The sequence below is a fragment of the Kineococcus xinjiangensis genome (assembly GCF_002934625.1).
Taxonomy (GTDB): domain Bacteria; phylum Actinomycetota; class Actinomycetes; order Actinomycetales; family Kineococcaceae; genus Kineococcus_A; species Kineococcus_A xinjiangensis.
In genome coordinates, this window is the sequence record NZ_PTJD01000012.1 from 72,156 (window position 1) to 97,035 (window position 24,880).

20 protein-coding genes, 1 tRNA gene and 1 other RNA gene are annotated in these 24,880 nt (G+C 74.4%); 11 read left to right on the forward strand and 11 right to left on the reverse strand.

Features of this window, described 5'->3' with window-relative positions; all coding sequences use genetic code 11:
* The first annotated feature begins 66 nt into the window (after positions 1-66).
* Together chvE and CLV92_RS15740 are read left to right on the forward strand one after the other, a co-directional pair.
* Positions 67-1,182, forward strand: a complete 1,116-nt coding sequence (chvE, locus tag CLV92_RS15735; RefSeq protein ID WP_211291174.1) for a multiple monosaccharide ABC transporter substrate-binding protein — start codon at positions 67-69, stop codon at positions 1,180-1,182.
* A gap of 46 nt (positions 1,183-1,228) precedes the next feature.
* A complete protein-coding gene (locus CLV92_RS15740; RefSeq protein WP_104434252.1) occupies positions 1,229-2,839 on the forward strand; it encodes a methyl-accepting chemotaxis protein in 1,611 nt (536 codons plus the stop codon).
* Positions 2,840-2,894: 55 nt separating this feature from the next.
* Here the strand turns inward: CLV92_RS15740 and CLV92_RS15745 are convergent, their stop codons facing one another.
* On the reverse strand, positions 2,895-3,116 hold the full coding sequence (locus CLV92_RS15745) for a hypothetical protein (RefSeq protein WP_104434254.1): 222 nt from the start codon (positions 3,114-3,116) through the stop codon (positions 2,895-2,897).
* Between the two features lie 203 nt (positions 3,117-3,319).
* On the opposite strand from CLV92_RS15745, the gene CLV92_RS15750 reads away from it, so the two are divergent.
* From CLV92_RS15750 to CLV92_RS15780, 7 genes are all read left to right on the forward strand, one after another.
* On the forward strand, positions 3,320-4,210 hold the full coding sequence (locus CLV92_RS15750; protein WP_104434256.1) for a carbohydrate kinase family protein: 891 nt from the start codon (positions 3,320-3,322) through the stop codon (positions 4,208-4,210).
* Between the two features lie 21 nt (positions 4,211-4,231).
* Positions 4,232-5,593, forward strand: a complete 1,362-nt coding sequence (locus tag CLV92_RS15755) for a M20/M25/M40 family metallo-hydrolase (RefSeq protein WP_104434258.1) — start codon at positions 4,232-4,234, stop codon at positions 5,591-5,593.
* A gap of 161 nt (positions 5,594-5,754) precedes the next feature.
* The gene (locus tag CLV92_RS15760; protein WP_245886876.1) at positions 5,755-6,534 is read left to right on the forward strand and encodes a YqjF family protein; all 780 of its coding nucleotides are present in this window, start codon (positions 5,755-5,757) and stop codon (positions 6,532-6,534) included.
* A gap of 74 nt (positions 6,535-6,608) precedes the next feature.
* On the forward strand, positions 6,609-8,492 hold the full coding sequence (locus CLV92_RS15765; RefSeq protein WP_245886878.1) for a prolyl oligopeptidase family serine peptidase: 1,884 nt from the start codon (positions 6,609-6,611) through the stop codon (positions 8,490-8,492).
* A gap of 214 nt (positions 8,493-8,706) precedes the next feature.
* Complete coding sequence (locus tag CLV92_RS21795) at positions 8,707-9,684, forward strand: hypothetical protein (protein ID WP_170112767.1); 978 nt, start codon at positions 8,707-8,709, stop codon at positions 9,682-9,684.
* 177 nt (positions 9,685-9,861) lie between these two features.
* Positions 9,862-10,797: a ferritin-like domain-containing protein gene (locus CLV92_RS15775; RefSeq protein ID WP_104434262.1), complete on the forward strand. Its 936-nt coding sequence runs from the start codon at positions 9,862-9,864 to the stop codon at positions 10,795-10,797.
* A gap of 31 nt (positions 10,798-10,828) precedes the next feature.
* The gene (locus CLV92_RS15780; RefSeq protein ID WP_104434264.1) at positions 10,829-11,872 is read left to right on the forward strand and encodes a cell wall-binding repeat-containing protein; all 1,044 of its coding nucleotides are present in this window, start codon (positions 10,829-10,831) and stop codon (positions 11,870-11,872) included.
* Positions 11,873-12,007: 135 nt separating this feature from the next.
* Here CLV92_RS15780 and CLV92_RS15785 read toward each other — a convergent pair whose 3' ends face one another.
* The 10 genes from CLV92_RS15785 to ffs all read right to left on the reverse strand — a co-directional run bounded on the left by CLV92_RS15785 (position 12,008) and on the right by ffs (position 24,105).
* A complete protein-coding gene (locus CLV92_RS15785) occupies positions 12,008-13,207 on the reverse strand; it encodes an MFS transporter (RefSeq protein WP_104434266.1) in 1,200 nt (399 codons plus the stop codon).
* Between the two features lie 204 nt (positions 13,208-13,411).
* A complete protein-coding gene (locus CLV92_RS15790) occupies positions 13,412-14,965 on the reverse strand; it encodes an alanine/glycine:cation symporter family protein (protein ID WP_104434268.1) in 1,554 nt (517 codons plus the stop codon).
* A gap of 107 nt (positions 14,966-15,072) precedes the next feature.
* The gene (locus CLV92_RS15795) at positions 15,073-16,710 is read right to left on the reverse strand and encodes an ABC-F family ATP-binding cassette domain-containing protein (protein ID WP_104434270.1); all 1,638 of its coding nucleotides are present in this window, start codon (positions 16,708-16,710) and stop codon (positions 15,073-15,075) included.
* Positions 16,711-16,987: 277 nt separating this feature from the next.
* Positions 16,988-17,680: a Mut7-C RNAse domain-containing protein gene (locus CLV92_RS15800; RefSeq protein WP_211291175.1), complete on the reverse strand. Its 693-nt coding sequence runs from the start codon at positions 17,678-17,680 to the stop codon at positions 16,988-16,990.
* 55 nt (positions 17,681-17,735) lie between these two features.
* Positions 17,736-18,833 carry an aspartate-semialdehyde dehydrogenase gene (locus tag CLV92_RS15805; RefSeq protein WP_245886884.1) on the reverse strand — a complete coding sequence of 366 codons (1,098 nt, stop codon included), beginning with the start codon at positions 18,831-18,833 and terminating at the stop codon, positions 17,736-17,738.
* 17 nt (positions 18,834-18,850) lie between these two features.
* Positions 18,851-20,152 carry an aspartate kinase gene (locus CLV92_RS15810; RefSeq protein ID WP_104434276.1) on the reverse strand — a complete coding sequence of 434 codons (1,302 nt, stop codon included), beginning with the start codon at positions 20,150-20,152 and terminating at the stop codon, positions 18,851-18,853.
* 109 nt (positions 20,153-20,261) lie between these two features.
* Positions 20,262-20,828 carry a DUF5063 domain-containing protein gene (locus CLV92_RS15815; RefSeq protein ID WP_104434278.1) on the reverse strand — a complete coding sequence of 189 codons (567 nt, stop codon included), beginning with the start codon at positions 20,826-20,828 and terminating at the stop codon, positions 20,262-20,264.
* Positions 20,821-21,420 (reverse strand): recombination mediator RecR, encoded by a 600-nt coding sequence (recR, locus tag CLV92_RS15820; RefSeq protein ID WP_104434280.1) that lies wholly within the window; start codon positions 21,418-21,420, stop codon positions 20,821-20,823. The genes CLV92_RS15815 and recR overlap by 8 nt, the downstream gene beginning before the upstream one ends.
* Before the next feature lie 87 nt (positions 21,421-21,507).
* On the reverse strand, positions 21,508-23,946 hold the full coding sequence (locus CLV92_RS15825) for a DNA polymerase III subunit gamma and tau (RefSeq protein WP_104434282.1): 2,439 nt from the start codon (positions 23,944-23,946) through the stop codon (positions 21,508-21,510).
* A gap of 62 nt (positions 23,947-24,008) precedes the next feature.
* An RNA gene (ffs, locus tag CLV92_RS15830) (signal recognition particle sRNA small type) lies at positions 24,009-24,105 on the reverse strand.
* A 128-nt stretch (positions 24,106-24,233) separates the two neighbouring features.
* On the opposite strand from ffs, the gene CLV92_RS15835 reads away from it, so the two are divergent.
* Positions 24,234-24,318: transfer RNA gene (locus CLV92_RS15835), tRNA-Ser, on the forward strand.
* Between the two features lie 137 nt (positions 24,319-24,455).
* Positions 24,456-24,755 (forward strand): type II toxin-antitoxin system VapB family antitoxin, encoded by a 300-nt coding sequence (locus CLV92_RS15840; protein ID WP_104434284.1) that lies wholly within the window; start codon positions 24,456-24,458, stop codon positions 24,753-24,755.
* Positions 24,756-24,880: the final 125 nt, after the last annotated feature.

The window sequence follows — 24,880 nt, forward strand, 5'->3', positions numbered from 1 at the left end:
GCTCCGGTGCCCTGCCGATGAGGGGACGGGGGGCGCCGGTCCTCCACCGATGACGCTGGAGGACGCATGGGCCGCCCCTACGCACCCCGCCCGCACGCGCTGATGCGCCTGGCCGTGGCCGCCGCCGCGCTGGCACTGGCGGGCACCGCCTGCTCCAGCCCGGCCGCCACCGTCGAGCCCGCCGCCGTGACGAGCAAGGGCACGATCGGGATCGCGATGCCCACCAAGCTGTCCCAGCGGTGGATCTCCGACGGGGAGAACATCGTCAAGCAGTTCGAGGCGCTCGGTTACGAGACGGACCTGCGCTTCGCCGACGACGACGTCCAGGAGCAGATCGCGCAGATCGGCGACATGGTCGACAAGAAGGAACGGGCCCTCGTCGTCGGGGCCATCGACGGCTCGCAGCTGAAGGCGGTGCTGCAGAAGGCGGCGGACGCGGACATCCCCGTCATCTCCTACGACCGGCTCATCCGCGACACCCCGAACATCGACTACTACGCGACCTTCGACAACTTCAAGGTCGGCGTGCAGCAGGCCGGGGCCGTCGTGCAGGCCCTCGAGGGCGCCGGCCCCGGCCCGTTCAACGTCGAGCTGTTCGCCGGTTCCGCCGACGACAACAACGCCACGTTCTTCTTCAACGGGGCGATGAGCGTCCTGCAGCCGCACATCGACTCCGGCCGCTTCGTGGTGCGCAGCGGGCAGACGCAGTTCGCGGACGTCGCCACCCAGCAGTGGAGCGGCGACGTGGCGAAGGCCCGCATGGAGGGGCTCCTCGCCGGCACCTACTCCTCCGCACGGGTGGACGCCGTGCTCTCCCCGTACGACGGGATCACCCGCGGCATCCTCGACGCGCTGAAGAGCGCGGGCTACGGCCCCGGCGGCAAGCCGCTGCCGGTCCTCACCGGCCAGGACGCCGAGCTGGACTCCGTGAAGCTCATCGCCGGCGGCGAGCAGACCCAGACCGTGTACAAGGACACCCGGGAACTGGCCAAGGTCGCGGTGCAGATGACGAACTCGCTGCTCACCGGAGGCACCCCGATGGTGAACGACACCGAGCAGTACGACAACGGCGTCAAGAAGGTGAAGACCTTCCTGCTCCAGCCGGTCAACGTCGACGCCACCAACTACGAGCGGATCCTCGTCGACGGCGGGTACTACACCGCCGAGCAGGTCAAGGGCTGAGGCTCCCGATGACGACCACTCCCCCCGCATCCCAGGAGCCCCGCGCATGAGCACCCCGACCGCCCCCGCCCGCAGCGGGAACCGCATCGCCGCGGCGTTCACCGACCTGCCGGTGCGCAAGAAGCTCACCGTGCTCGTCGCTGCGTCCCTGCTGGCGCTGTCCACCTGTCTCGGCGTGACCACCTACAACGGCCGCATCGCGGACGCCACGGCCACCCAGCTGAAGGACCTCAACCTCGCCGGTGCGACCGTCCTGCAGCTCGACCGGGTCGCCAGCGAGCTGAAGGTGAACGGGCTGCAGGCCATCGTCCGCGAGGACCCCTCGGTGCAGGGGGCCCTCCTCCAGGACAAGATCACCGACGCGGAGGCCCTCCTCGCCGAGCTGAAGGCCGTTCCGCTGCCGGAGGCCGAGTCCGCGGCCGTCGACCGCCTCACCGGCGTCTACGCGGAGTACACCACCACCATCAAGGCTTACGTGGCGGGAGCCGCGCAGGACCCCGGCGCGGCTCGGCTGGCGTGGGAGCAGATCGACGTCGACAACTACCTCGTGAGCGCCGTCCTGGCGAACGAGCGGGCCCTGTTCGCGGACACCATCGCCCGCGCCGAGACCGCGGCGAACGAGAGCCGCACCCGCGCGGAGCAGGTCATGTGGGTCGCCGTCGGCATCGCCGCCGTCCTGCTGTGCGTGCTCGCCCACGTCGTCGTCACCTCCATCACCCGGCCGCTGCGCCTCGTGCGGAAGTCGCTGCTGGCGATGGCGGACGGCGACCTCACGGTGCCCGCGCCGGTGACCTCCCGCGACGAGGTCGGCGTCATGGCCCGCGCCCTGGAGGAGGCCCAGACGGGCGTCCGCTCGGTGGTCGCGTCGGTGTCGGCGTCCGCGCACTCCGTCGCCGCCGCGGCGGAGGAGCTCGCCTCCACCTCCGACACCATGGCGACCTCCGCCAACCTGGCCGCCTCCCAGGCGCAGGGCGTCTCGGACGCCGCCGGGCTGGTCTCCGGCAACGTGTCCACGGTCGCCAAGGGCGCGGAGGAGATGGGCATCTCCATCGGGGAGATCGCCCACAACGCCAACGAGGCCGCCCGGGTGGCCGCCAGCGCCGTGAGCGTCGCGCAGGCGACGACCGCGCAGGTCGGCAAGCTGGGTGACTCCTCCCGCGAGATCGCCACGGTCGTCGGCGTCATCACCTCCATCGCGGAGCAGACGAACCTCCTGGCGCTGAACGCGACGATCGAGGCCGCCCGCGCCGGTGACTACGGCAAGGGGTTCGCGGTCGTCGCCAGCGAGGTGAAGGAGCTGGCGCAGGAGACCGCGCGCGCCACGGAGGACATCTCCGCGCGGGTCCACGCCATCCAGACCGACACCCAGGGCGCGGTCACCGCGATCAGCGAGATCTCCTCGATCATCGCCCAGATCAACGAGTACCAGACCACCATCGCCAGCGCGGTGGAGGAGCAGACCGCCACGACCGGTGAGATGAACCGCAGCGTCTCCGCGGCGGCCGAGGGCGCGGGCGGCATCGCGGCGAACATCGCCGGCCTCGCCTCGGCCTCCCAGGTGACCACCGACGGCGTCCTGCAGTCGCAGCGCGCCGCCACCGAGCTCAGCGCGATGGCGCACGAGCTGCAGTCGCTGGTCTCCCGCTTCCGCTACTGAGGTCGCGCCCACCGCGTGCCGATCCCCGGCGCGCGGTGGGCCTCGGCGGTGGGCCTCAGCGCCAGAGCCGCCGGCCCGCGCGGTAGCCCCGCGCGAAGGACCCGCCCCGCCTGCGCCGCCGCTCGCCGCGGCCGCCCCGTCCGACGCCGGCCAGGGACAGCAGGCCGGCGGCCAGGGCCAGGGAGAGCCGCAGCACGAGGGCCGTCATCCGCAGCGTCACGACCGCGAGCGCGCCGAGGAGGCGCAGCAGCCCCGTCAGGGCGTCGCCTGCCGTCACGTCCGACCTCCCGCCCGATGCCGTCCACCCGTCCCCGGCCCACCGGGCCGGGGACCATCCTCACCCGCGGGACCCCGTTCGGGCCAGCCTCAGCCGGTCCCGGTCCCGGTCCCGGTCTCGGCGCGGGGCAGCGGCGCTGCAAGGTTTCCAGCCCGCCCCGCCCAGCACTGGACGCCGGCTGCCACCCGCTGCACGATCTGCCGATGCCACGAGTGCACGTCATCGGCCCGGTGTCCTGGAACCTGCTCGTCCACGTTCCGGAACTGCCCGAGCCGCGCCCCCACACCGTCTTCGCCGAACGGCACCACGAGACGCTGGGCGGGACCTCCGCAGGCAAGGCGCTGAACCTGCGCCGGCTCGGCGTCGACGTGACGCTCTCCACCCTGCTCGGCGACGACGCCGCGGGGGAGCGGGTCCTGCGAGAACTGCGCGGCGCCGGCGTCCAGGTCCTCGCCCGCCGCAGCACCGAGGGCACCGAGCGGCACGCCAACCTCATGGACGCGAGGGGGCGCCGCCTGTCGGTGTACCTCACCCTCCCCGAGGCCGCGCCCGACACGACGGGGGAGTGCCGCGAGCGGCAGCGCGCCGCGATCGCCGCGGCCGACGTGGTCGTGGCGGACCTCGCCGACCACACCCGCGCCGCCCTCCCCGCGGCACGGGCGGCCGGCAAGGAGGTCTGGTGCGACCTGCACGACTACGACGGCTCCAGCACGTTCCACGAGGAGTTCCTCGCCGCCGCGGACGTGGTGTTCCTCAGCGACGAGCGCCTCGCCGACCCGGAGGCCTTCGTGCGGGCGCAGGTGGCGGCGGGCAAGCGACTGGTGGTCTGCACGCAGGGAGCACGCGGCGCCCTCGCCGCGGAACGGGGCGGGGAACTGCGCCACGTGCCCGCCGCGGAGGTTCCCGAGGTGGTCGACACCAACGGCGCCGGCGACGCCTTCTTCGCGGGTTTCCTCGCCGCGAGCCTGGACGGCGCGGGGCTGGAGGAGTGCCTGCACCGCGCCACCCTCAGCGCCGCCGCCTGCCTGGCCTCGTGGGAACTGGCAGGGGCGCCGCCGGCGGCGGGGGAGTCGCAGGGCCTCGTCCCGGCGTGAGGTTCCCGGCATGATGGCCGGGTGACCCAGGCCGCGGGGACCGGTGCTGCGGCGGAGCAGGAGGCCGCCGTCGAGCGGTTGCGCGCCCTGCTGCGCTTCCCCACCGTCTCCCGCATCGAGCCGGACGCCACCGACTGGGCCGCCTTCGACGCGCTGCTGGAGGCGCTGCCCGGCCTCTACCCGCGGGCGCACGAGGTGCTGGACCGCGAACTCGTCGCGGGCCGGACCGCCCTCTACCGGTGGCCGGGTCGCGAGGCGGGGCAACCGGCGGTGCTGCTGGCCCACTACGACGTCGTGCCCGCGGACGGGGAGGGCTGGACCCACCCGCCCTTCGCGGGGGAGGTCACCGGGGAGGGTACGGACCGCGTCGTCTGGGGCCGCGGCGCCCTCGACATGAAGGGGGTCCTCGCCTCCCTCCTCGGTGCCGTGGAGCGGCTCGCCGCCCAGGGCTTCCGCCCCCGCCACGACGTCTACCTGCACTTCGGCCACGAGGAGGAGATCGCCGGCCCCGCCGCACCGGCCGTCGTGTCGCTGCTCCGCTCGCGCGGTGCCCGCCCGCGGCTGGTGCTCGACGAGGGCGGGGCGGTCGTCGAGGGCATCCTGCCCGGGGTGCGGGTCCCCCTGGCTGTGGTGGGCGTGGCGGAGAAGGGCATCGCCACGGTCGTGCTGCGGGTCTCCGAACCCGGTGGGCACGCCGCGATGCCGCCGCGGGTGACGGCCACCGCGCGCCTGGCGCGGGCGGTGGCCCGCCTCGACCGCCACCCCCACCCCGCCCGCGTGGACGCGACGATGCGCCGGATGCTCGCCGCCGTCGCCCCGCACGCCGGGCCACCGCACCGGTGGGTGTACGAGAACCTCCGGGTCACGGGGCGCCCGCTGGCGGCGCTGCTGGCCCGGGCGGGCGGGGTTCCCGCGGCGTTCGTGCGCACCACCCAGGCCGTCACGCAGCTGCGGGGCAGCGCCGCCCCGAACGTGCTCGCCGAGGACGCCGCGGCGGCCGTCAACGTGCGGGTGGCGCCCGGCTCCACGGTCGAGGCCGCCGTCGGCCACATCCGCCGTGCCGTCCGCGACGCGGGGGTGGCGGTGGAGGTGGTGCAGGCGACGGAACCCTCCGCGGTGTCGCCGGCCGAGGGGGAGGTGTGGAACCTGCTGAGCGCCACCGTGGCCGAGGTGTTCCCCGAGGCGGTCGTCGTGCCCTACGTGATGCTGCAGGCCAGCGACAGCCGCCACTACTGCGCGATCAGCGACGGCGTGTACCGGTTCCAGCCGTTCGACCTCACCGCGGAGGAGCGGGCCACCCTGCACGCCCGCGACGAGCGGATCCGGGTGCCCACCTACCTGCGGGCGCTCGACTTCCACGCCGCCCTGCTCCGGAGGCTGTGAGCGCCCCGCCGGGGCTGCCCGCGGACGCGACGCGTGGTGCGGAGTGGTGGTGCCCGGCGGGGACGTTCGGCCGCGACACGCCGGCGCGTCGCCTGCGCAACGTCCCCGCCGGGCACTCCGCCCCGGCTGCACGACCGCGGGTGCTCGGGGAGGATCCGCACGTGGAAACCCCCCTCCCGGTCGAGGCCCCGCCGCTGCGCGGGCCCGTGATGATGCGCCAGCACTGGTGCGACGTGGCCTTCCTGCACTGGGCCGTCGATCCCGGCGCGGTGGCGCCCCACCTGCCCCCGGGCACGGTCCCCGACGAGCACGGCGGCCGCAGCTGGGTCGGCCTCATCCCCTTCCGCCTCGTCGGGCTCGGCCCCGCCCGGGGCCCGGCCGTGCCGTGGCTGGGGACGTTCTGGGAGACGAACGTCCGCATGTACTCCCGCGACGCGGCGGGGCGGCGGGGGGTGGTGTTCGCCAGCCTCGACGCCTCCCGCCTCGGCGCCGTCCTGGGCGCGCGGGCGGCGTTCGGCCTGCCGTACCGGTGGGCGCGGATGCGCGGGGCGGAACGCACCCGCGCGGGGGCCCGGGAGCTGGTGTGGACGGCCCGCAGCCGCTGGCCCGGCCTGCGCGGCGTCCGCAGCAGGATCGTCGTCCGGGTGGGGGAGGACCTGCCCGCGGACGCCGCCGACGCCCCGCTCGCGCACTTCCTCACCGCGCGCTTCGGGCTGCACGTCGCCCACGCCGGCCGCACCTGGTGGGTGGCGAACGAGCACGAGCCGTGGCCGCTGCAGCGGGCTGAGGTGCTCGCCCTCGACGAGGTGGGGGTGCCTCCCGCTCCCGGGGGACTGCTCGCCGCGGCGGGTTTCCCCGGCCTCGCGGTGCGCCCGCCGGACTCGGTGCTGTTCGCGCACCGGGTGACGACGAGGTTCGCCTTGCCGCGGCCCCTGCCCTGACGCCCGGTCGGGGACGGCTCCGGAGCGCCGCAAGCCGGGGGAGCGCGCCGGGCAGGCCGTGACAGGATCGGACCGTGAGTGACGTCGCTGACCGGGAGCCCGCGCACCTCGCCGCCGACCCGGCCGTGCCCCTCGGGTCGAGCCCCGCGTCGGACGCCCCCGCGGAGCCCGGCCAGGAGGTCCCGCGCTGGGAGCAGCGCTTCCGCGCCGGGCGGATCGGCCTGCCGGAGTGGGCGGAGCTCGCACCGCAGCGCACGGTCGTCGAGGCCACCGTCGGCGGCGTGCTGGAGGCGCACTGCTGGGACGCCGCGACGGGTGAGCTGACGCAGGCGACGTCCCGGCCGGAGGGCACCTCCCACGTCACGATCGACCCCGCCGGCGAGTGGGTCTGGTGGTTCGACGACACCGCCGGCGACGAGCACGGCGTCTGGCGGCGGCAGCCGTGGGGCACCGGCCCCCAGATCCCCACCGAGGACCCCCTCGGCCTCCTGCCCGCGTACTCCGCGGGCCTGGCGCTCGGCCGCACCGGGGTGGTGGTCGTGGGGCGCAACGACGACGAGTACGGCACCCGCATCGAGGTGCTCGTCCCCGGCGGGTCCCCGGGGCTGCTCTACGAGCACCGGGAGGACGCCTGGGTGGCGGACCTGTCCGCCGACGACGCCCTCGTGGCGATCGCCCACAGCGAGCACGGCGACTCCCGCCACCACGCCCTGCGGGTGCTGCGCGTCGAGGGCGCCGGGACCGTCGCGGAGAAGTGGGACGGCCCCGGGAAGGGCCTGAACCCGCTGGCCTTCGCCCCGGCCCGTCCCGACGGCTCGGCCGACCCGCGCCTGCTGGTGCTGCACGAGCGGCGCGGCAGGGGGGAGCTGCTCGTGTGGGACGTCCTCGCCGACACCGAGCAGGAGGTCCGGCTGGAGGTGCCGGGGGAGGTCGCGGCGGCGGAGTGGACGCACGACGGCCGCGGCCTCGTCGTCCTCGTCGACCACGACGCCCGCACCCTCCTGCACCGGGTGGACGTCGGGACCGGTGCCGCCGAGCCGATCGGCCCGACCGAGGGCAGCGTGTGGGCGGCGACGGCCCGTCCCGACGGCGACGTGTGGCTGGCGTGGTCGTCGGCCGCGCAGCCCACCGCGGTCCGCAACCTCGCCGGGGAGGTGCTGCTGCGGCCCACCGGTGCCGTCGCGCCGCCCTCGGTGCCCGTGGAGGACGTGTGGGTGGACGGCGAGGGCGGGCGCATCCACGCGCTGCTGCGCCGGCCCGAGGGCGCCGTGGGGCCGCTGCCGCTGGTCGTGGAGGCCCACGGCGGGCCCACCCACCACGACACGGACTCCTTCCGCGCCTACGCGGCGGCGTGGGTGGACGCGGGGTGCGCGGTGGTGCAGGTCAACTACCGCGGCTCCACCGGCTACGGCTCGGCGTGGCGCGACGCCCTGGAGCAGCGGGTCGGGCACACGGAGCTGGCCGACATCGCCGCGGTCGCCGACCACCTCGTCGCCACCGGCGTCGCGGACCCGGAGCGGCTGGTGCTGGCCGGCGCCTCCTGGGGCGGCTACCTGACCCTGCTGGGGCTGGGCACGCAGCCGGAGCGGTGGGCGCTCGGCCTGGCCGGGGTCCCCGTGGCGGACTACGTCGCCGCCTACGAGGACGAGATGGAGGGGCTGAAGTCCTTCGACCGCTCCCTCTTCGGCGGCTCCCCGGCGGACGTACCGGAGAAGTACCGGGACTCCTCGCCGCTGACGTACGTGGGCGCGGTGCGGGCGCCGGTGCTGGTCCTGGCGGGGGAGAACGACCCGCGCTGCCCGATCCGGCAGATCGAGAACTACCTGGAGGCGCTGCGGGCCCGCGGCGCCGCGCACGAGGTGTACCGCTACGACGCGGGGCACGGCTCCCTCGTGGACGACGAGCGGGTGCGGCAGATGCGCGTCGAGCTGGACTTCGTGCGCCGCCACCTGCCCTGACGCCGCCCCGGGTGACTGCCGCCCCTGGGTGGGGTGCCACCCCGGGGCGGGGACGTTGTGCGGGCGACGCGCCGGTGTCGCCCGGCCGAACGTCCCCGCCTCGGGGGAGTGAGCGCGGGGCGGGGACGTTGCGCAGGCGACGCGCCGCGTGTCGTCGCCCGAACGTCCCCGCAAGCCGGGGAACGCCCGTGCCCGTCGCTGCGTCGGAGGTCCCATGAGAGCCCGCACCGGCCCCGGCGTCCTGCTCGCCTGCCTGCTGCTCGCCGCGTGCGGGCAGGAGCCCAGCGGCCCGGGGCGCGCCGCCGTGCAGGCGCCCGCCCCGCCCGAGCCCGCCCCGCCCGCCTCGACCGGCCCCGCCCCGGCCGAGCCGGCCCCCTCCCCGCACCTGGTGCCGGACGGCTACGACGGGCCGCTGGGGGCCGTGGGCCTAGTGCTGGAGGACTCCTCGCACGACCCGCAGCTGTGCACGGGCGCCGTCGCCGCCTCCGACCCGCCGCAGTGCCGGGGGCTGGAGCTGGCCGGGTGGGACTGGTCGGCGCTGGAGCCGGGGTCGTACGAGTCGAAGGCGGGCAGCCGCTACGGCGACTACTTCGTCGTCGGCACCGTCGAGGGCGACACCCTCACCCTGACACAGCCGCCACGCCCGCCCGCGGCGGCCGGGGGCGTCCTGGCGTCCGAGGAGCCGCGCGAGCACGACTTCGGCAGCCCCTGCCCCACCCCGCCCGGTGGCTGGAAGCCCGTCGATCCCGCCCGGGCCACGGACGAGGCCTTCTCAGCGGGGGCGGCCCGCGCCGAGGCCGTCGAGGGCTACGCCGGGTCGTGGATGGACCAGAACCTGCCCGCGGGAGCGCCTGGGACGGACATCCCCGAGGAGCTCGCCAACGACCCGCAGCGCGTCGTCCTCAACGTCCGGACCGTCGGCGACCGGGAGGCGATGAAGGCGGCGGTCCGCGAGGTGTGGGGCGGCGCCCTCTGCATCAGCCCTGCTCAGCGCACCGAGGCGGAGGTGCAGCGCATCGCCGATGAGGTCTTCGCACGGTACGAGGGCTCCTGGGGCTCGGTCGACGTCCTCACCGGGACGGTGGAGGTGGGGGTGCCCGTGGCCCGGGTCTCCGAGCAGCGAGAGCTCGACGAGCGCTACGGCCCCGGTGTCGTCCGCCTGCGCGGAGCCCTCCAGCCGGTCCCGCGGTAGAGGTCCGAAAACTTCTGCATCTTTGGCCATCCGCTGTCACTCCTGCTACGAAGTGGGTACGGCTCCAGCTCGAACGGGGGGAGTCGTCACGTCGTTGCGGGCCCTCGGGGTGCGTGACGGCCCGATCGGCCACGACTGCAGCGCTGCGGTACGGGCCGGGAGAATCGAGGATGGTCCATGTTCCGCAAGTCGCTCGTCATCGACATGATCAACCGCAGTGCCGAGAACGCCACTGACCGCAGGAACTTCCTGCGCTCCGCCGGCCTGCTCAGCGCCGGCGCGGTGGGCGCCGGGCTCGCCGGTGCCGGGGCCGCTTCCGCCGCCTCCGCCGCGACCGCCGCTCCCAGCGCTGGGGCCGTGCTGAACTTCGCGCTCAACCTGGAGTACCTGGAGGCGGAGTTCTACTCCTTCGCCGCCTTCGGCCACGGCATCGCCGACAGCCTCACCAACGGCACCGGCACCAAGGGTCCGGTGACCGGCGGGCACCGCGTGCCGTTCAAGAGCCGGAAGATGCGCTACATCGCGGAGGAGATCGCCGCCGACGAGATCGCGCACGTGAAGTTCCTGCGCACCGGTCTCGGCGCCGCCGCCGTCTCCCGTCCCGCCATCAACCTCCAGGAGAGCTTCTCCGGGGCTGCGCAGGCCGCGGGCCTGATCCCGGCGGGCGCCACGTTCGACCCGTTCGCCAGCGAGGAGGCCTTCCTGGCCGGGGCGTTCCTCTTCGAGGACGTCGGCGTGACGGCGTACAAGGGCGCGGCCCCCCTCATCGGCAACACCGAGTTCATCGGTGCCGCGGCGGGCATCCTCGCCGTCGAGGCGTACCACGCGGGCATCATCCGCACCCAGATGTACGACCGGGGCATGGTCGCCGCAGCCGGCGCCATCTCCGACGCCCGCGACTCCCTCGACGGTCCCGAGGACCTCGACCAGGGCATCGTCACCGGAAACCCGAAGGCCATGCGCGCCAACCTCGTCCCCACCGACGACAACGGCATCGCCTTCTCCCGCACTCCGTCGCAGGTCATGAACATCGTCTACCTCACGCCCGGCGCCGGGGTCAGCCAGGGCGGGTTCTACCCGGCCGGCCTCAACGGCGAGATCAAGACCACCTGAGCCCCGGCCGCACACACCCTTGGAGACGATCATGACCACGACCCGCACCCAGCCCCGAAACCGCCGCCTGCGCACGGCGGCCGTCGCCCTCGCCGGGGCAGCAGGCCTCGTCCTGTCCATCACCCCGGCGAGCGCCGCTCCCGGCTTCGACTTCAGCACCCGCATCTCCGGGCCGGACCGCTACGAGACCGCCGTGGCCGCCTCGAAGCTGCTCTACCCCAACGCCGGGTCCGCCACCGACGTCGTCATCGTCAACGGCACGGCGACCGTCGACGGCCTCACCGCCTCGTACCTGTCGGGGCTGAAGGCCGCGCCGATCCTCTACACCACCACCAACAACCTGCCCGCGGTCAGCCAGGCGGAGCTGCAGCGCCTGGGCGCCAAGCAGATCTGGGTCGTTGGCGGCGAGAACGTGGTCTCCGCCCGCCAGGTGCAGGCCTGGAGGGACGCGGGGATGACGGTCAACCGCCTCGCCGGCCCCGACCGGTACGCGACCGCCGCCGCCGTGGCGCTCGTGGAGGACCAGTTCGCGCCGGAGCGGGTGTTCATCGCCTCGGGGACGTCCACCGCGGACGCCCTCACCGTCGGCCCGATCGCGTGGGCGAAGAACTACCCGATCCTCCTGACCGAGGCCGGTTCGGTTCCCGCGGCCACGCAGGCTGCGCTCGACAAGCTGCAGTCCACCAACCGCACGGTGGTCGGCGGCACCGGTCGGGTCTCCGACGCCACCTACGCGTCGCTGAAGGCCACCCAGCGCATCGCCGGCAACTCGCGGCAGGAGACCGCGGCCCTCGTCGCCGAGGAGGCGGTCGCCAAGGAGAACTTCGACCCGAACAGCATCGCGCTGGTCGGCGGGAGCGACGGCGCCGCCATCGACGCGCTCTCGGCAGCGCCGATCTCCGGCTCGAAGGGCGTGCCGCTGCTGTTCACGGCGGATGAGGCGACCCTCGGCACCGTGACCACGCAGTACCTCCAGGCCCAGGCTCCCCGGCTCAGCGGCAAGGGCTGGGTCTTCGGCGGTCCGAACGCCGTGGCACCGGCCGCGGTCGACGCCGCCAAGGCTGCCGCGCAGTAACCGACGCGACGACGGGGACGGCGGGACGGGGGCGACCCCGCCCCGCCGTCCCCGTCGTCGTCCCTGCGCCGTGAGCGTCCGGGCCGGTGTTGCGCTGCCGTCCCGCTGGGGCGTCGCGCGGCCTGACGCGCGATCTCAGCCGGTCGTGGCGGCGGGTTCCCCCGGTCGAGCCGGCGCCGGCTCCAGGGGGGCGCGCCCGCTGCGGTCGAGCCACCCCGCGAGCGCCGCCACCGCCAGTCCGGTCAGGGTGAGGCCGGCCGCGACCACCATCGGGGAGCGGTACCCCAGGCCCGCGTCGAGCACGAGCCCGCCGAGGAAGGCCCCCATCGCGTTGCCGATGTTGAACCCCGCCTGCTGCGCCGCCGCGACCATGCTCGCCCCGCCCCCGGCGGCGACGATGGCGCGGGTCTGGATCGCCGTGGACATCGAGAACCCGGCGAAGCCGAACGCGAACACCGCGGCCGCCGCCACGACGGGACGTCCGCCCGCCACGGCGAACACGGCGAAGACGCCGGTCTGCGCGCACAGCCCCAGCAGCAGCGTGCGCGGCACGGACCAGTCCGCCAGCCGGCCCCCGAGCAGGTTGCCCGCGGTGGCGCCCACCCCGAACAGCACGAGCAGCCACGAGACGCTGCCGGGGGAGTAGCCGGCGAGGTCGGTGAGGATCGGGGCGATGTAGCTCAGGACGGTGAAGAGGCCGCTGAACCCGATGACGGTGATCAGCATGGTCAGCCACACCTGGGCGCGGGAGAACGCGGACAGTTCCGCGCGCAGCCCCGCGGAGGGCGTGCGGACGTCGGGCACGAGCAGCGCCAGCGCGGCGATGGTGAGCAGGCCGATGCCGGCGACGACCGCGTACGTCAGCCGCCAGCCGTACTGCTGGCCCAGCGCCGTGCCGAGCGGGACGCCGACGATGTTGGCGACGGTGAGCCCGGTGATGGCCAGCGCCATCGCCTGTCCCTGCTTCCCGGGCGGGGCGAGGTGGCGGGCGACGACGGCGCTCGCGCCGAAGAACGCCCCGTGGGACAGGGCGCTCACGGCGCGGGCGGCGACGAGCAGGCCGAACGTCGGCGCCAGAGCGGTGGCGACGTGGCCGAGGGTGAAGAGCACCATGAGCCCGATGAGGACGTGCTTGCGCGAGTACCGGTGCGCCAGGGCGGTGAGGGTCGGTGCGCCGACGACGACCCCGAGGGCGTAGGCCGTGATGATCCAGCCGGCGGTCGGGATGGACACGCCGAACGTGGCGGCCATCTCCGGCAGCAGGCCCATGGCGACGAACTCGGTGGTGCCGATGGCGAAGCCGCCGACGGCGAGGGCGAGGAGTGCGAGGGGCACGAGAGGGGCTCCGCGGGAAGTGCTGGTCGTGGACTGCACGACCGCGTCGTTGCGGTGCCTGCGCTGACCACGCTCTCACGCGCTGCGGGGACCGGTCCAACCGGGACGCCCCCGGGCACGCGAACGGGCGGGGACGTTCGGCAGGCGACACGCCGGTGTGTCGCCGCGGAACGTCCCCGCCCGTGAGGTGGGGGTGCGGGTCGGTCAGGTGAGCGGCGCGGTGTCCTCCTTGGTGATGTGACCCTTGCGCCGGTGCTCCATGTAGTCGCGCAGTTCCCTCTTCACGACGGGCATCAGCAGGTAGAGACCCGCGATGTTCACGAGTGCGCAGACGAAGAGCATGGCATCGGCGAGGTTGAGGACCTCGCTGAAGGTCAGCACCGTCCCGACGATCGTGAACAGCAGGTACACGACCTTGAAGATGAGCTCGCTCGTCTTGGTGCGGCCGAAGAGGTTCGTCCAGGCCTTCTGGGTGTAGTAGCTCCAGGTGATCAGCGTGGAGAAGGCGAACAGCGCCACGGCGATCGCGAGCAGGACCGGGAACCAGGAGATGACCTCGGCGAAGGCGTCGGAGGTGAGGACGACGCCGTCCTCGCTCATGCTGCCCGTCGCGGCCACCTCGGCGCGGGCGTCCACCCAGCGCGTCGGGCTCGCGATGATGATCGTCAGCGCGGTCATGGTGCAGATGACGACGGTGTCGATGAACGGCTCGAGCAGGGCGACGAAGCCCTCGGAGACGGGGTGGCGGGTCTTCACCGCGGCGTGCGCGATGGGAGCGGAGCCGACGCCGGCCTCGTTGGAGAACGCGGCCCGCTGGAAGCCGATGATGAGCGCGCCGACCACGCCGCCGGTGACACCCTCGGGGGAGAAGGCGCCCGCGAAGATGGCGGCGATGGCCGCGGGCACCTGGGTGATGTTGACCAGGATGACCACGAGGCAGCCGAGCAGGTACAGGATCGCCATGGCCGGGACGAGGCGGGCAGTCACGCGGCCGATGGACTTGATGCCACCGATGATGACCGCACCGACGAGCAGCGCGAGGACGATGCCGAAGATCAGGGCAGCCACGTCGCTGCCGAGGGGGCCGTCCTCGCCGCCGGTGACGTTGCGCATCTGCGCGTAGGTCTGGTTGGCCTGGAACATGTTGCCGCCGGCCACGCCGAAGAAGAACAGCCCGATGGCGAAGATGCCGGTGAGCACCTTGCCGACGGCGGGCGGGCCGAACTTCTTGAAGGCCACGGGCAGGTAGCGGAAGGGGCCGCCGGTGACGGTGCCGTCCTCGTGGACCTCGCGGTACTTCACGCCCAGGGTGCACTCGACGAACTTGGTGCACATGCCGAGCAGACCCGCGACGATCATCCAGAAGGTCGCGCCGGGGCCTCCGAGGGTCACGGCGACGGCGACACCGGCGATGTTGCCGAGGCCGACGGTGCCGGAGACGGCGCTGGTCAGGGCCTGGAAGTGGGTGACCTCGCCAGGGGCGTCGGCCTCGGAGAAGCGGCCGCGCGCCAGGTCGACGCCGTGCTTGAAGCCGCGGACCTGGATGCCCTTGAAGTAGATCGTGAAGATGATGCCCGCGAGGACGAGCCAGCCCACGATGAGCGGGAACGTCGCTCCACCGATGGTGACGGTGTAGAAGATCACCGAGCTGATGGCCTTGGTGACAGGCGCGAAGACGCTGTCGATCGCATTCTCGATGTTCGCGAGAGCGCCCGTGTCGGGGGCTGCCGCGAGGAGGAGGGCGCCGGGTAGGGACATGGTGGAAGAGAGAAGGGGACGTGGACGTTCACGTCAAGCTTGTGGCGATCACCGGGCGCGTGTCGTGACACGTCCGCCACGAACGGTCACGAGTGGTTAGAAGGCGATCACTCTTCGTGCACCGTTCCGCCTGTCACGCGCCAGCGGCGGGTCGTCGTCACCGCGTCCAGCATCCGCCGGTCGTGGGTCACCAGCAGCAGCGTTCCAGGGTAGGACTCCAGGGCCTGCTCGAGCTGCTCGATCGCCGGCAGGTCCAGGTGGTTCGTGGGCTCGTCCAGCACCAGCAGGTTCACCCCCCGCCCCTGCAGCAGCGCCAGCGCCGCGCGGGTGCGCTCACCCGGCGACAGCTCCGCGGCCGGCCGCAGGACGTGCGCCGCGCCCAGCCCGAACTTCGCCAGCAGCGTCCGCACCTCCGCCGTCGCCATCTCCGGCACCGCGTCCGCGAACGCCCGCACCAGGGGGTCCGGTCCCAGGAACAGACCCCGCGCCTGGTCGACCTCCCCCACGACGACCCCCGCTCCCAGCGACGCCGAACCCGAGTCCGGCGCGAGCCGGCCCAGCAGCGTCGCCAGCAGCGTCGACTTCCCCGAGCCGTTCGGCCCCGTCACGGCGATGCGGTCCGCCCAGTCCACCTGCAGGTCCACCGGACCCAGCGCGAAGCCCCCACGCCGGACCACCACCTGCCGCAGCGTCGCCACCACCGCCCCGGCCCGCGGCGCGGCGGCGATGCTCATCTGCAGCTGCCACTCCTTGCGGGGCTCCTCGACGACCTCCAGCCGCTCGATCCGCCGCTCCGTCTGGCGGGCCTTCGCCGCCTGCTTCTCCGTGGCCTCGCTGCGGAACTTGCGGCCGATCTTGTCGTTGTCCTTCACCTTGCGCCGAGCGTTCTTCACGCCCTTCTCCATCCACGCCCGCTGCGCGTGCGCCCGCGACTCCAGCCCCGTCCGGGTGTCGGCGTACTCCTCGAACTCCTCGCGGGCGTGGCGGCGCTGGACCTCCCGCTCCTCCAGGTACGCCTCGTAGCCGCCGCCGACCACCCGGACGAGCTGCTGCGCGAGGTCCAGCTCGACCACCCGGTCCACCGTCCGGGCCAGGAACTCCCGGTCGTGGCTGACCAGCACGGTGCCCGCCCGCAGCTGCTGCACGAACCGCTCCAGGCGGGCGAGGCCGTCCAGGTCCAGGTCGTTGGTGGGCTCGTCCAGCAGGAAGACGTCGAACCGGCTCAGCAGCAGCGACGCCAGACCCGCCCGTGCCGCCTGCCCCCCGGACAGCGCCGTCATCGGCAGCTCCAGGGAGACGTCGAGGCCGAGGTCGGCGGCCACCTCCGCGCTGCGCTCGTCGAGGTCGGCGCCGCCGAGGCCGAGCCAGCGCTCCAGCGCCTCGGAGTAGGAGTCGTCCGAGCCCGGCGCGCCCTCGGCCAGCCGCTGCGCCGCGGCGTCCATCGCGTCCTGGGCAGCGGTCACGCCCGTGCGCCGCGCGAGGAACTGCGCGACCGTCTCGCCCGGCCGGCGCTCGGGCTCCTGCGGCAGGTAGCCGACCGCGGCCGTGGGCGGGCTGAGCGAGATCGAGCCCGCCGCGGGCGCGTCCAACCCCGCCATCAGGCGCAGCAGCGTGGACTTGCCCGCTCCGTTGGCGCCCACGAGGCCCACGACGTCACCGGGGGCGACGACCAGGTCGAGGCCGGAGAAGAGGATCCGCTCCCCGTGGCCGGCGGCGAGGTCCTTGGCGACGAGGGTGGCGCTCACGGCCCCATCGTCGCAGCCCGCCCGGGCGGTTCCCGCCGCGAGCCGCTCCGCACGATCCTGACGGGATCCACGGGTGCGACACCTCGGTGTCGCACCCGTGGATCCCGCGGGGATCAAGCGTCCTCGGCCGTCTCCTCCGGCTCGAAGGTGCTCGGCTCGTCGCTCGCGCCGATGCCCACCCCCGTCTCCGGGTTCGGGATGCCGTTCTTCTCGTCGTCCTCGCGTCCGCTCATGGATCCAGCCTGCCCGCGGCCCGGACCGCCCACCACCCGGCGGATCACCGGTCGGCGGCGCCCGCGCGTCGCAGCACCTGCTCGATCTCGCCCGCGTGCGCCCCGCGCCAGTACACCCGCCCGCACCCGGTGCACTCGCGGAACTCCTCGTAGCTGCGCCAGGTGCCCGGCGGCACCCGGTGCGCCACCTCCGCCTTCGCCACGTCCTGCAGCACCCCGTTGCAGGCGGGGCAGCGCGACAGCGGCGCCAGGGCGGGGGCGAAGCGGTCGAGGACGTCGTCGAGCTGCGCGGCCGGGGCGCTCCCGCGCACCAGCGCCCCGCGCGGCAGGGCCCGGCGCATGAGCAGCCCGCGGTCCTGGGTGAGCAGCACCCGGTTCTCCGCCACGGCCTGCTCGACCAGTTCCGGGTCGGTGGCGTCGTTGCGGTAGGCGGCGTCCAGCCCCAGCAGCCGCAACCGGCGGGCCAGCGTGCCGTGGTGGACGTCGAGGAGGAAGCCGCCCGCCGGCACCGCCTCCGGCCGGGACACCGGCTCGACCTCCAGTCGCGACCCCGCCGGGACCGGGGTGCCGGGGCCGGCGGGTGCCCCGTCCAGCAGGATCCGGCCCACCTCGGTCAGCGGGACCCCGGCCGACTGCACGAGGTGCCCGGCGCTCGCCCCGGCCTCGGCGCTGCGCACCGCACCCGTCGTGCGGGCGGGACGGGGCAGCAGGAAGCGCAGCGGCCCGGCGAGCAGCACCTCGATGCCGCTCGCCGGGCCGCCGGCGCGCTGGGGGGAACTCAGGTCGCGGACCTCAGGCGGTGAACTCGGCCGCGAGGAGCTCCGCGATCTGCGCGGTGTTCAGCGCCGCCCCCTTGCGGAGGTTGTCGCCGCACACGAACAGGTCGAGGGTGTTGGGGAAGTCCAGCGCCTGGCGCAGCCGGCCCACCACCGTGGGGTCACCGCCGACGGTGCCGGCGGGCGTCGGGAAGACCCCGGCGGCGAGGTCGTCGAGGACCTCCACGCTGGGGGCGGCCTCCAGCGCGGCGCGCGCCTCCTCGACGGTGATCTCCTCCGCGAAGGTGGCGTGCACGGCGAGGGAGTGGGTGGTCTGCACGGGCACCCGCACGCAGGTGGCGGAGACCCTCAGGTCCGGGATGCCGAGGATCTTGCGGGACTCGTTGCGGACCTTCAGCTCCTCGCTGGTCCAGCCGCCGTCCTTCACGGACCCGGCGACGGGGACCACGTTGAGGGCCAGCGGAGCAGGGAAGGGGGACGGCCCGTCGCCGAGCTTGGCGGCGACGGCCTCCGCGACGTCCCCGGCCCGCTGCCCGAGGCCGCGGTTCCCGGCGACGACCTCCAGCTCGTCGTAGAGGCGGTCCACGCCGGGCTGCCCCGCGCCGGAGGCGGCCTGGTAGGAGGCGACGACGAGCTCGGTGAGCCGCCAGCGGGCGTGCAGGGCGCCGAGGGCGTCCATCATCGTCAGGGTCGTGCAGTTGGGGTTGGAGATGATCCCCTTGGGCCGGTTGCGGGCCTGCTCGCCGTTGACCTCCGGCACCACGAGCGGCACGTCGGGGTCCATGCGGAAGGCGCCGGAGTTGTCCACGGCCACCGCGCCGCGCTCCACCGCGATCGGCGCCCACTCGGCGGAGACCTCGTCAGGCACGTCGAACATCGCGACGTCCACGCCGTCGAAGACCTCGGGGGTCAGGGCCTGCACGACGACGTCCTCGCCGCGCACGCGCAGCACCTTGCCGGCGGAGCGGGCGGAGGCGACGAGGCGGATCTCGCCCCACACGTCCTCGCGCTCGGTGAGGATCCCGAGCATCACCGAGCCGACGGCGCCCGTGGCCCCGACGACGGCGAGGGTGGGCTTGCCGTTCCTGCGGCCGGTGCCGTTCTGGTCGCTCACGGTGCTCTCCTGGGTGCTCATCGTCCGGTCCCTCCGTACACCGTGGCCTCGGCCTCGCCGTCCAGCTCGAACGCGCTGTGGACGGCGCGCACGGCGTCGTCCAGCTCGTCCGCGCGCGTCACGACGGAGATGCGGATCTCCGACGTGCTGATCATCTCCATGTTGATCTTCCGCTCGCCCAGCGCCTTGAAGAACTTCGCGGAGACGCCGGGGTGCGAGCGCATCCCCACCCCGATGAGCGAGACCTTGCCGATCTGGTCGTCGTACTCCAGGCGCTCGAACCCGATCGCGGCCTTGACCCGGTCCAGGGCGGCCACGGCCGTCTGCCCCTCGGCCTTCGGCAGGGTGAACGAGACGTCGGTGCGGCCGGAGGCGGCCACCGACACGTTCTGCACGATCATGTCGATGTTGATCTCCGCCTCGGCGACGGCCTCGAAGATCTGCGCGGCGGTGCCGGGGGTGTCCGGCACCCCCACCACGGTGATCTTCGCCTCGCTGCGGTCGTGCGCGACCCCGGCGATGATCGGCTGCTCCACGGTGCCCTCCTGGCTGGACTGGGGGTTCGACGTCAGGTGCGCGGGGACCGGGCCGTCGGTCACCCAGGTGCCCTCGTGGTGGCTGAAGGAGGAGCGCACGTGGATGGGCAGGTCGTAGTTCCGGGCGTACTCGACGCACCGCAGCATGAGGATCTTCGCGCCGTTGGCCGCCATCTCCAGCATCTCCTCGCTGGTGATGCGGTCGATCTTGCGGGCGGTCGGCACGATGCGCGGGTCGGCGGTGTAGACGCCGTCCACGTCGGTGTAGATCTCGCAGACGTCCGCCTTGAGCGCGGCGGCCAGCGCCACGGCGGTGGTGTCGGAGCCGCCCCGGCCGAGCGTGGTGATGTCCTTGGTGTCCTGGCTGACGCCCTGGAACCCGGCGACGATCGCGATCGCGTCCTCGTCGAGGGCGGTGCGGATGCGCCCCGGCGTCACGTCGATGATCCGCGCCTTGCCGTGCGCGGAGTCGGTGATGACGCCCGCCTGGCTGCCGGTGAAGGAGCGCGCCTCCAGGCCGAGGTTGTTGATGGCCATGGCCAGCACCGCCATCGAGATGCGCTCACCGGAGGTGAGGAGCATGTCGAGCTCGCGGGCCGGCGGCATCGGCGTGACCTGCTGCGCGAGGTCGATCAGCTCGTCCGTCGTGTCGCCCATCGCGGAGACGACCACGACCACGTCGTGACCGGCCCGCTTCGTCTCGGCGATGCGCCGGGCGACGCGCTTGACCCCCTCGGCGTCTGCGACCGAGGAACCGCCGTACTTCTGCACCACGAGAGCCACGAGGCACCATCCTACTGAGCCGCAGAAGTACTTCCGACCAGTTTTCAGTGCAGCGGGCCGAACAGGGGAGAAGGCCGGAAAGTTTCCGGTCCCACGGGGTTCCGGGCGCTCAGAGCGAGTGCAGGGCGTCGAACTCCGCACCCGCGGCGACCTCGGCGTCCACGTCCAGGCGCAGGTGGGCCAGCAGCGACTGCAGCGTCCGCAGCGCGGCCGTGCCCCGCAGCCCCCACGAGGACAGGTACGAGAACTGCCACCACCACAGCGCCTCCTCGACCCGGCCCGCCTGGTGGTGGCGCAGCCCGTGGACGAGGTCGGCGGCGACGCTGGCGAGGTCGTCGGACAGCGACCCCGGCACCAGCCGCGCATCGGTCAGCGGGTCCGCCACGTCGGCGTACTCGTCGAGGCCCTCCAGGACGTTGGCCAGGCCGACGCGCACGGGGTCGATGTCCGGGTCGGGACCGGAGTCGGGCTCGAACCGCTCCACCGGCACGAAGTCGCCGATCGCGCCCAGGCGCGCACCCGTGAGCAGCACCTGGCTGACGGCCAGGAGCAGCACCGAGATCGCGGTGTCGTTCATGCGGCCCGTCGCGACCTCGGTGACGGCGTCCAGGTACCCCTGGGCCTCCAGCGCGGTGGTGCCCGCGACGGCCAGCAGTTCCAGGTCCTGCTCAGGCATCAAGTGACCTCCTGCCAGCGAATGCTCTGCCGAGCGTAACTTCATCGGCGTACTCGAGGTCACCGCCCACCGGCAGCCCGGACGCCAGCCGCGTCACCCGCAGACCCATCGGGCGCAGCAGGCGGGCGAGGTACGTCGCGGTGGCCTCGCCCTCCAGGTTCGGGTCCGTGGCGAGGATGACCTCCTGCACCTCGCCGTCGGACAGCCTGCTCAGCAGTTCCCGCATGCGCAGGTCGTCCGGGCCCACGCCCTCCATGGGGCTGATGGCGCCGCCCAGGACGTGGTACCTGCCGCGGAACTCCCGCGTGCGCTCGATGGCGACGACGTCCTTGGACTCCTCCACCACGCAGATGACCGAGACGTCGCGGCGGGGGTCGCGGCACACCCGGCAGCGCGCCTCCTCCGCCACGTTCCCGCAGACCTCGCAGAAGCGGACCCGCGTCTTCACCTCGGTGAGGACGTGGGCGAGCCGCTGCACGTCCGCGGGGTCCGCCTGCAGCAGGTGGAAGGCGATCCGCTGCGCGCTCTTGGGACCCACTCCGGGGAGCCGGCCCAGCTCGTCGATGAGGTCCTGGACCACTCCCTCGTACACGGACCGCAGCCTACGTCCTGGGGCGGACAGCGCAGCCCGGCCGGGAGCCGCCCGGGCGGGCTGCGTCCGGGGCGGTGACGGCCGCAGCTACTCGTCGGTGGAGATGACCCGCCCGCCGAGGATCTGCTCGACGACCGCCGGCCCCATCAGCGGGGAGTCCTCGGCGTCGACGTCGTCGCGGCTCGGCTCGTCGTCCGCCGGGGCCGCCGGGGCCGCCGGGGCCGCCGCGGGCGGCGAGGAAGGTGCGACGGGGCGCTGACGCGGGCCCGGACCCGACGGTGCGGGGCGCGCCGCGGGACGCCCGGTGGGGACCTGGGCGGGGGTGGCCTGGGCGGGGGCGGGCTGCTCGGGGGTGGGCTGCTCGGGGCGGCTGCGGCGGGGGGCGCTGAGCTGCTCCTCCCCGGGGTCGTCGATCGGCGCGTCGGGCCACGGGATGTCGTCGTCCGGCCCGGGCACGACCGCGGCCGGGGGCTCGGGCGCGGGCCCGGCCTGGCGTGCGGGCTGCTCGGGGCGGCCCGGCTGCGACGGGGCGGCGGTGGGAGGTCCGCCCGCTGGGGGGCCGGCCGGGGTGCGCTGCGGCTGGGCGGGCTGTGGCGGAGTCTGCTGCGGCTGGGTGGGCTGCGGCTGGGTGGTGCGCGGGGCGGCGCTGCGGGGGGCGGGACGGGCGGGACCGCGCCGCCCGCCCTGCGGCCCGCCGGCGGACTGCCCGTCGGCCGAGACCGCCTCCACGCGGCAGTCGAGGCCGGTGGCGTCCAGCAGCGCCTCGCGCAGGTAGTCCGCGTACGTCCCGCGGGAGAACGTCGCGGCGAGCCCGGAGGTCTTGAACTGCAGGGTGAGGACGCCGCCGCGGCAGCCCGCGACGGTCGCGCTCTCCGAGACCAGGGTCCAGGCCCCCCGCTTCAGCCGGAAGAGCCGGTCCAGCACGTCCGTCCAGAGGCGGCGGACCACCTCGACCTCCTCGCCGCCACCGGTGGGCGGGGCGGGCGCCGCGGCGGGCACCTCGGCGGCACCGTCGGCCGGGGCCGGGGTCTGCCCCGGCGCTGCCCCGCTGCCGGGGAGGCGCGTCGTCGGCCAGCCGTCGGCGGTGCCGGCCTGCGCGGGCGCCGGATCGGCAGCCGGTGCCTGGGCCGCCGGTGCCGGAGCCTGGGTCGCCGGTGCCTGGGGAGGAGTCGGAGCTGCAGCCGGGGCCGCCGCGGGTGCAGCCACCTCGGGCGCCTCGGCCTCGGGTGCCTCGGCCTCGGGGGTGGCGGCCTCGGGTGCCTCGGCCTCGGGGGTGGCGGGCGCGGGGGCCGGAGCGGCGCTCGGTGCGGCACCGGCAGGCGGCCCGACCCGGGGTGCGGGCGCGAGAGGAGCGGTAGCGGCCGGCGCCCCGGCGGCCAGGCGGCGCTCCAGCCGGTCGACCCGAGCACCCAGACCGTCGGCCCCGTCGGCGGCGGGCAGCAGCAGCCGCGCGCAGAGCAGCTCCAGCTGCAGCCGCGGCGAGGTGGCGCCGGTCATCTCCGCCAGCCCGGCGTTGACCACGTCGGCGGCCCGGGACAGCTCCGCGCGCCCGAAGTGGGCCGCCTGCGCGCGCAGCCGGTCCACCTGGTCCTCGGGCACGCCCAGCACCGCCGCCGCGTCGTCGGGCACCGCGGCGGTGATGACGAGGTCCCGCAGTCGCTGGAGGAGGTCGTCGGCGAAGCGCCGGGGCTCCTGCCCGGAGTCCACCACGCGCTCCACCACCCGGAAGACGGTGGCGGCGTCCTGAGCGGCGAGCCCCTCGACGACGTCGTCCAGCAGCGAGGCGTGGGTGTAGCCGAGCAGGGCGACCGCCCGGTCGTAGGTCAGGCCGTCCTGCCCCGCACCGGCGATGAGCTGGTCGAGCACCGACAGGGAGTCGCGGACCGAGCCCGCGCCCGCGCGGACCACCAGGGGCAGGACGCCCTTGCCGACGGGGACGTCCTCGCGCGTGCACAGCTCCTCCAGGTAGGCGGACAGCTGCGACGGCGGCACGAGGCGGAAGGGGTAGTGGTGGGTGCGGGAGCGGATGGTGGTGAGGACCTTGTCCGGCTCCGTGGTGGCGAAGACGAACTTCACGTGCGGCGGCGGTTCCTCCACGGTCTTCAGCAGGGCGTTGAAGCCGTGCGGGGTGACCATGTGGGCCTCGTCGAGGATGTAGATCTTGAAGCGGTCCCTCGCCGGGGCGAAGGTGGCGCGCTCGCGCAGGTCGCGGGCGTCGTCCACCCCGCCGTGGCTGGCGGCGTCGATCTCGACGACGTCGATGCTGCCCGGCCCGCCGCGCGCCAGCTCGCGGCAGGAGTCGCAGACCCCGCACGGGGTGGGGGTGGGGCCCTGGGCGCAGTTGAGGCAGCGGGCGAGGATGCGGGCGCTGGTCGTCTTGCCGCAGCCGCGGGGGCCGGAGAAGAGGTAGGCGTGGGTGATGCGGCCCTTGCCCAGGGCCTGCATCAGCGGGCCCGTCACGTGCTCCTGACCGATGACCTCGGCGAAGGACTCCGGGCGGTACCGGCGGTACAGGGCGGTGGACACCCGCAGAGGCTAGCTCTGCCGGACGACAGCCGGGGCCGCCCGTCGTCCGCACGGATGCGGACGTGCAGGACCCCCCGCGCACCTACCAGAGCCTCCCTACCCTTGCTGCCTTCCGGCCCTGGGGGGGTTCAGCAGGATGGCACCACGCGGGGGGCCGCGCCCACTGTAGACCGCGCCGCGGGGCCGCGGCCAACCGCTCCCACCGCTCCCGGGTGCCGGTGCGTGCGCTGCGACGGCCCGCAGGCCCGGGGAGCACGCACCCCGACAGTCGCGGTAGGCTCCTCCACGGAGGATTCGCCTAGTGGCCTATGGCGCACGCTTGGAAAGCGTGTTGGGTTAACGCCCTCAGGGGTTCAAATCCCCTATCCTCCGCCCCCGAGGGGCCCGCACCGGCAGGTGCGGGCCCCTCTGCCGTTCCCCGGCCCCACCGCGCGCGGCCCGTCGCCGACACGACGCGCGGTCGGGCCGAACGCCGCCTGCGTCCACCGCATCGCTCCTAGACTGAGCAGGTGATCTTCAAGGCCGTGGGGGAGGGGCGCCCCTATCCCGACCACGGGTACGTGCGGGTCGGGCAGTGGGCGGACATCGCCCCTCGCCAGGTGCGCCTGGACGAACTGGTGACCACCAAGCGCACGCTCGACCTCGACGCCCTCCTCGCCGACGACTCCACGTTCTTCGGCGACCTGTTCGCCCACGTGGTGCAGTGGCGGGGCGTGCTGTACCTGGAGGACGGCCTGCACCGGGCGGTGCGCTCGGCGCTGCACCAGCGGGCGGTGCTGCACGCGCGCGTGCTGGTGCTGCCGGACTGACGCGTCTGCTCCCGGACCGGCGGGTCCTGGCCCACACTGCTGCTGGGCCGGGGTCGCGACCGGGGTTCGGGGACCCGCGCCGCCGGACGGGGTGGACCGGCGGGCTGGAACGAGGGAAGGGGTGC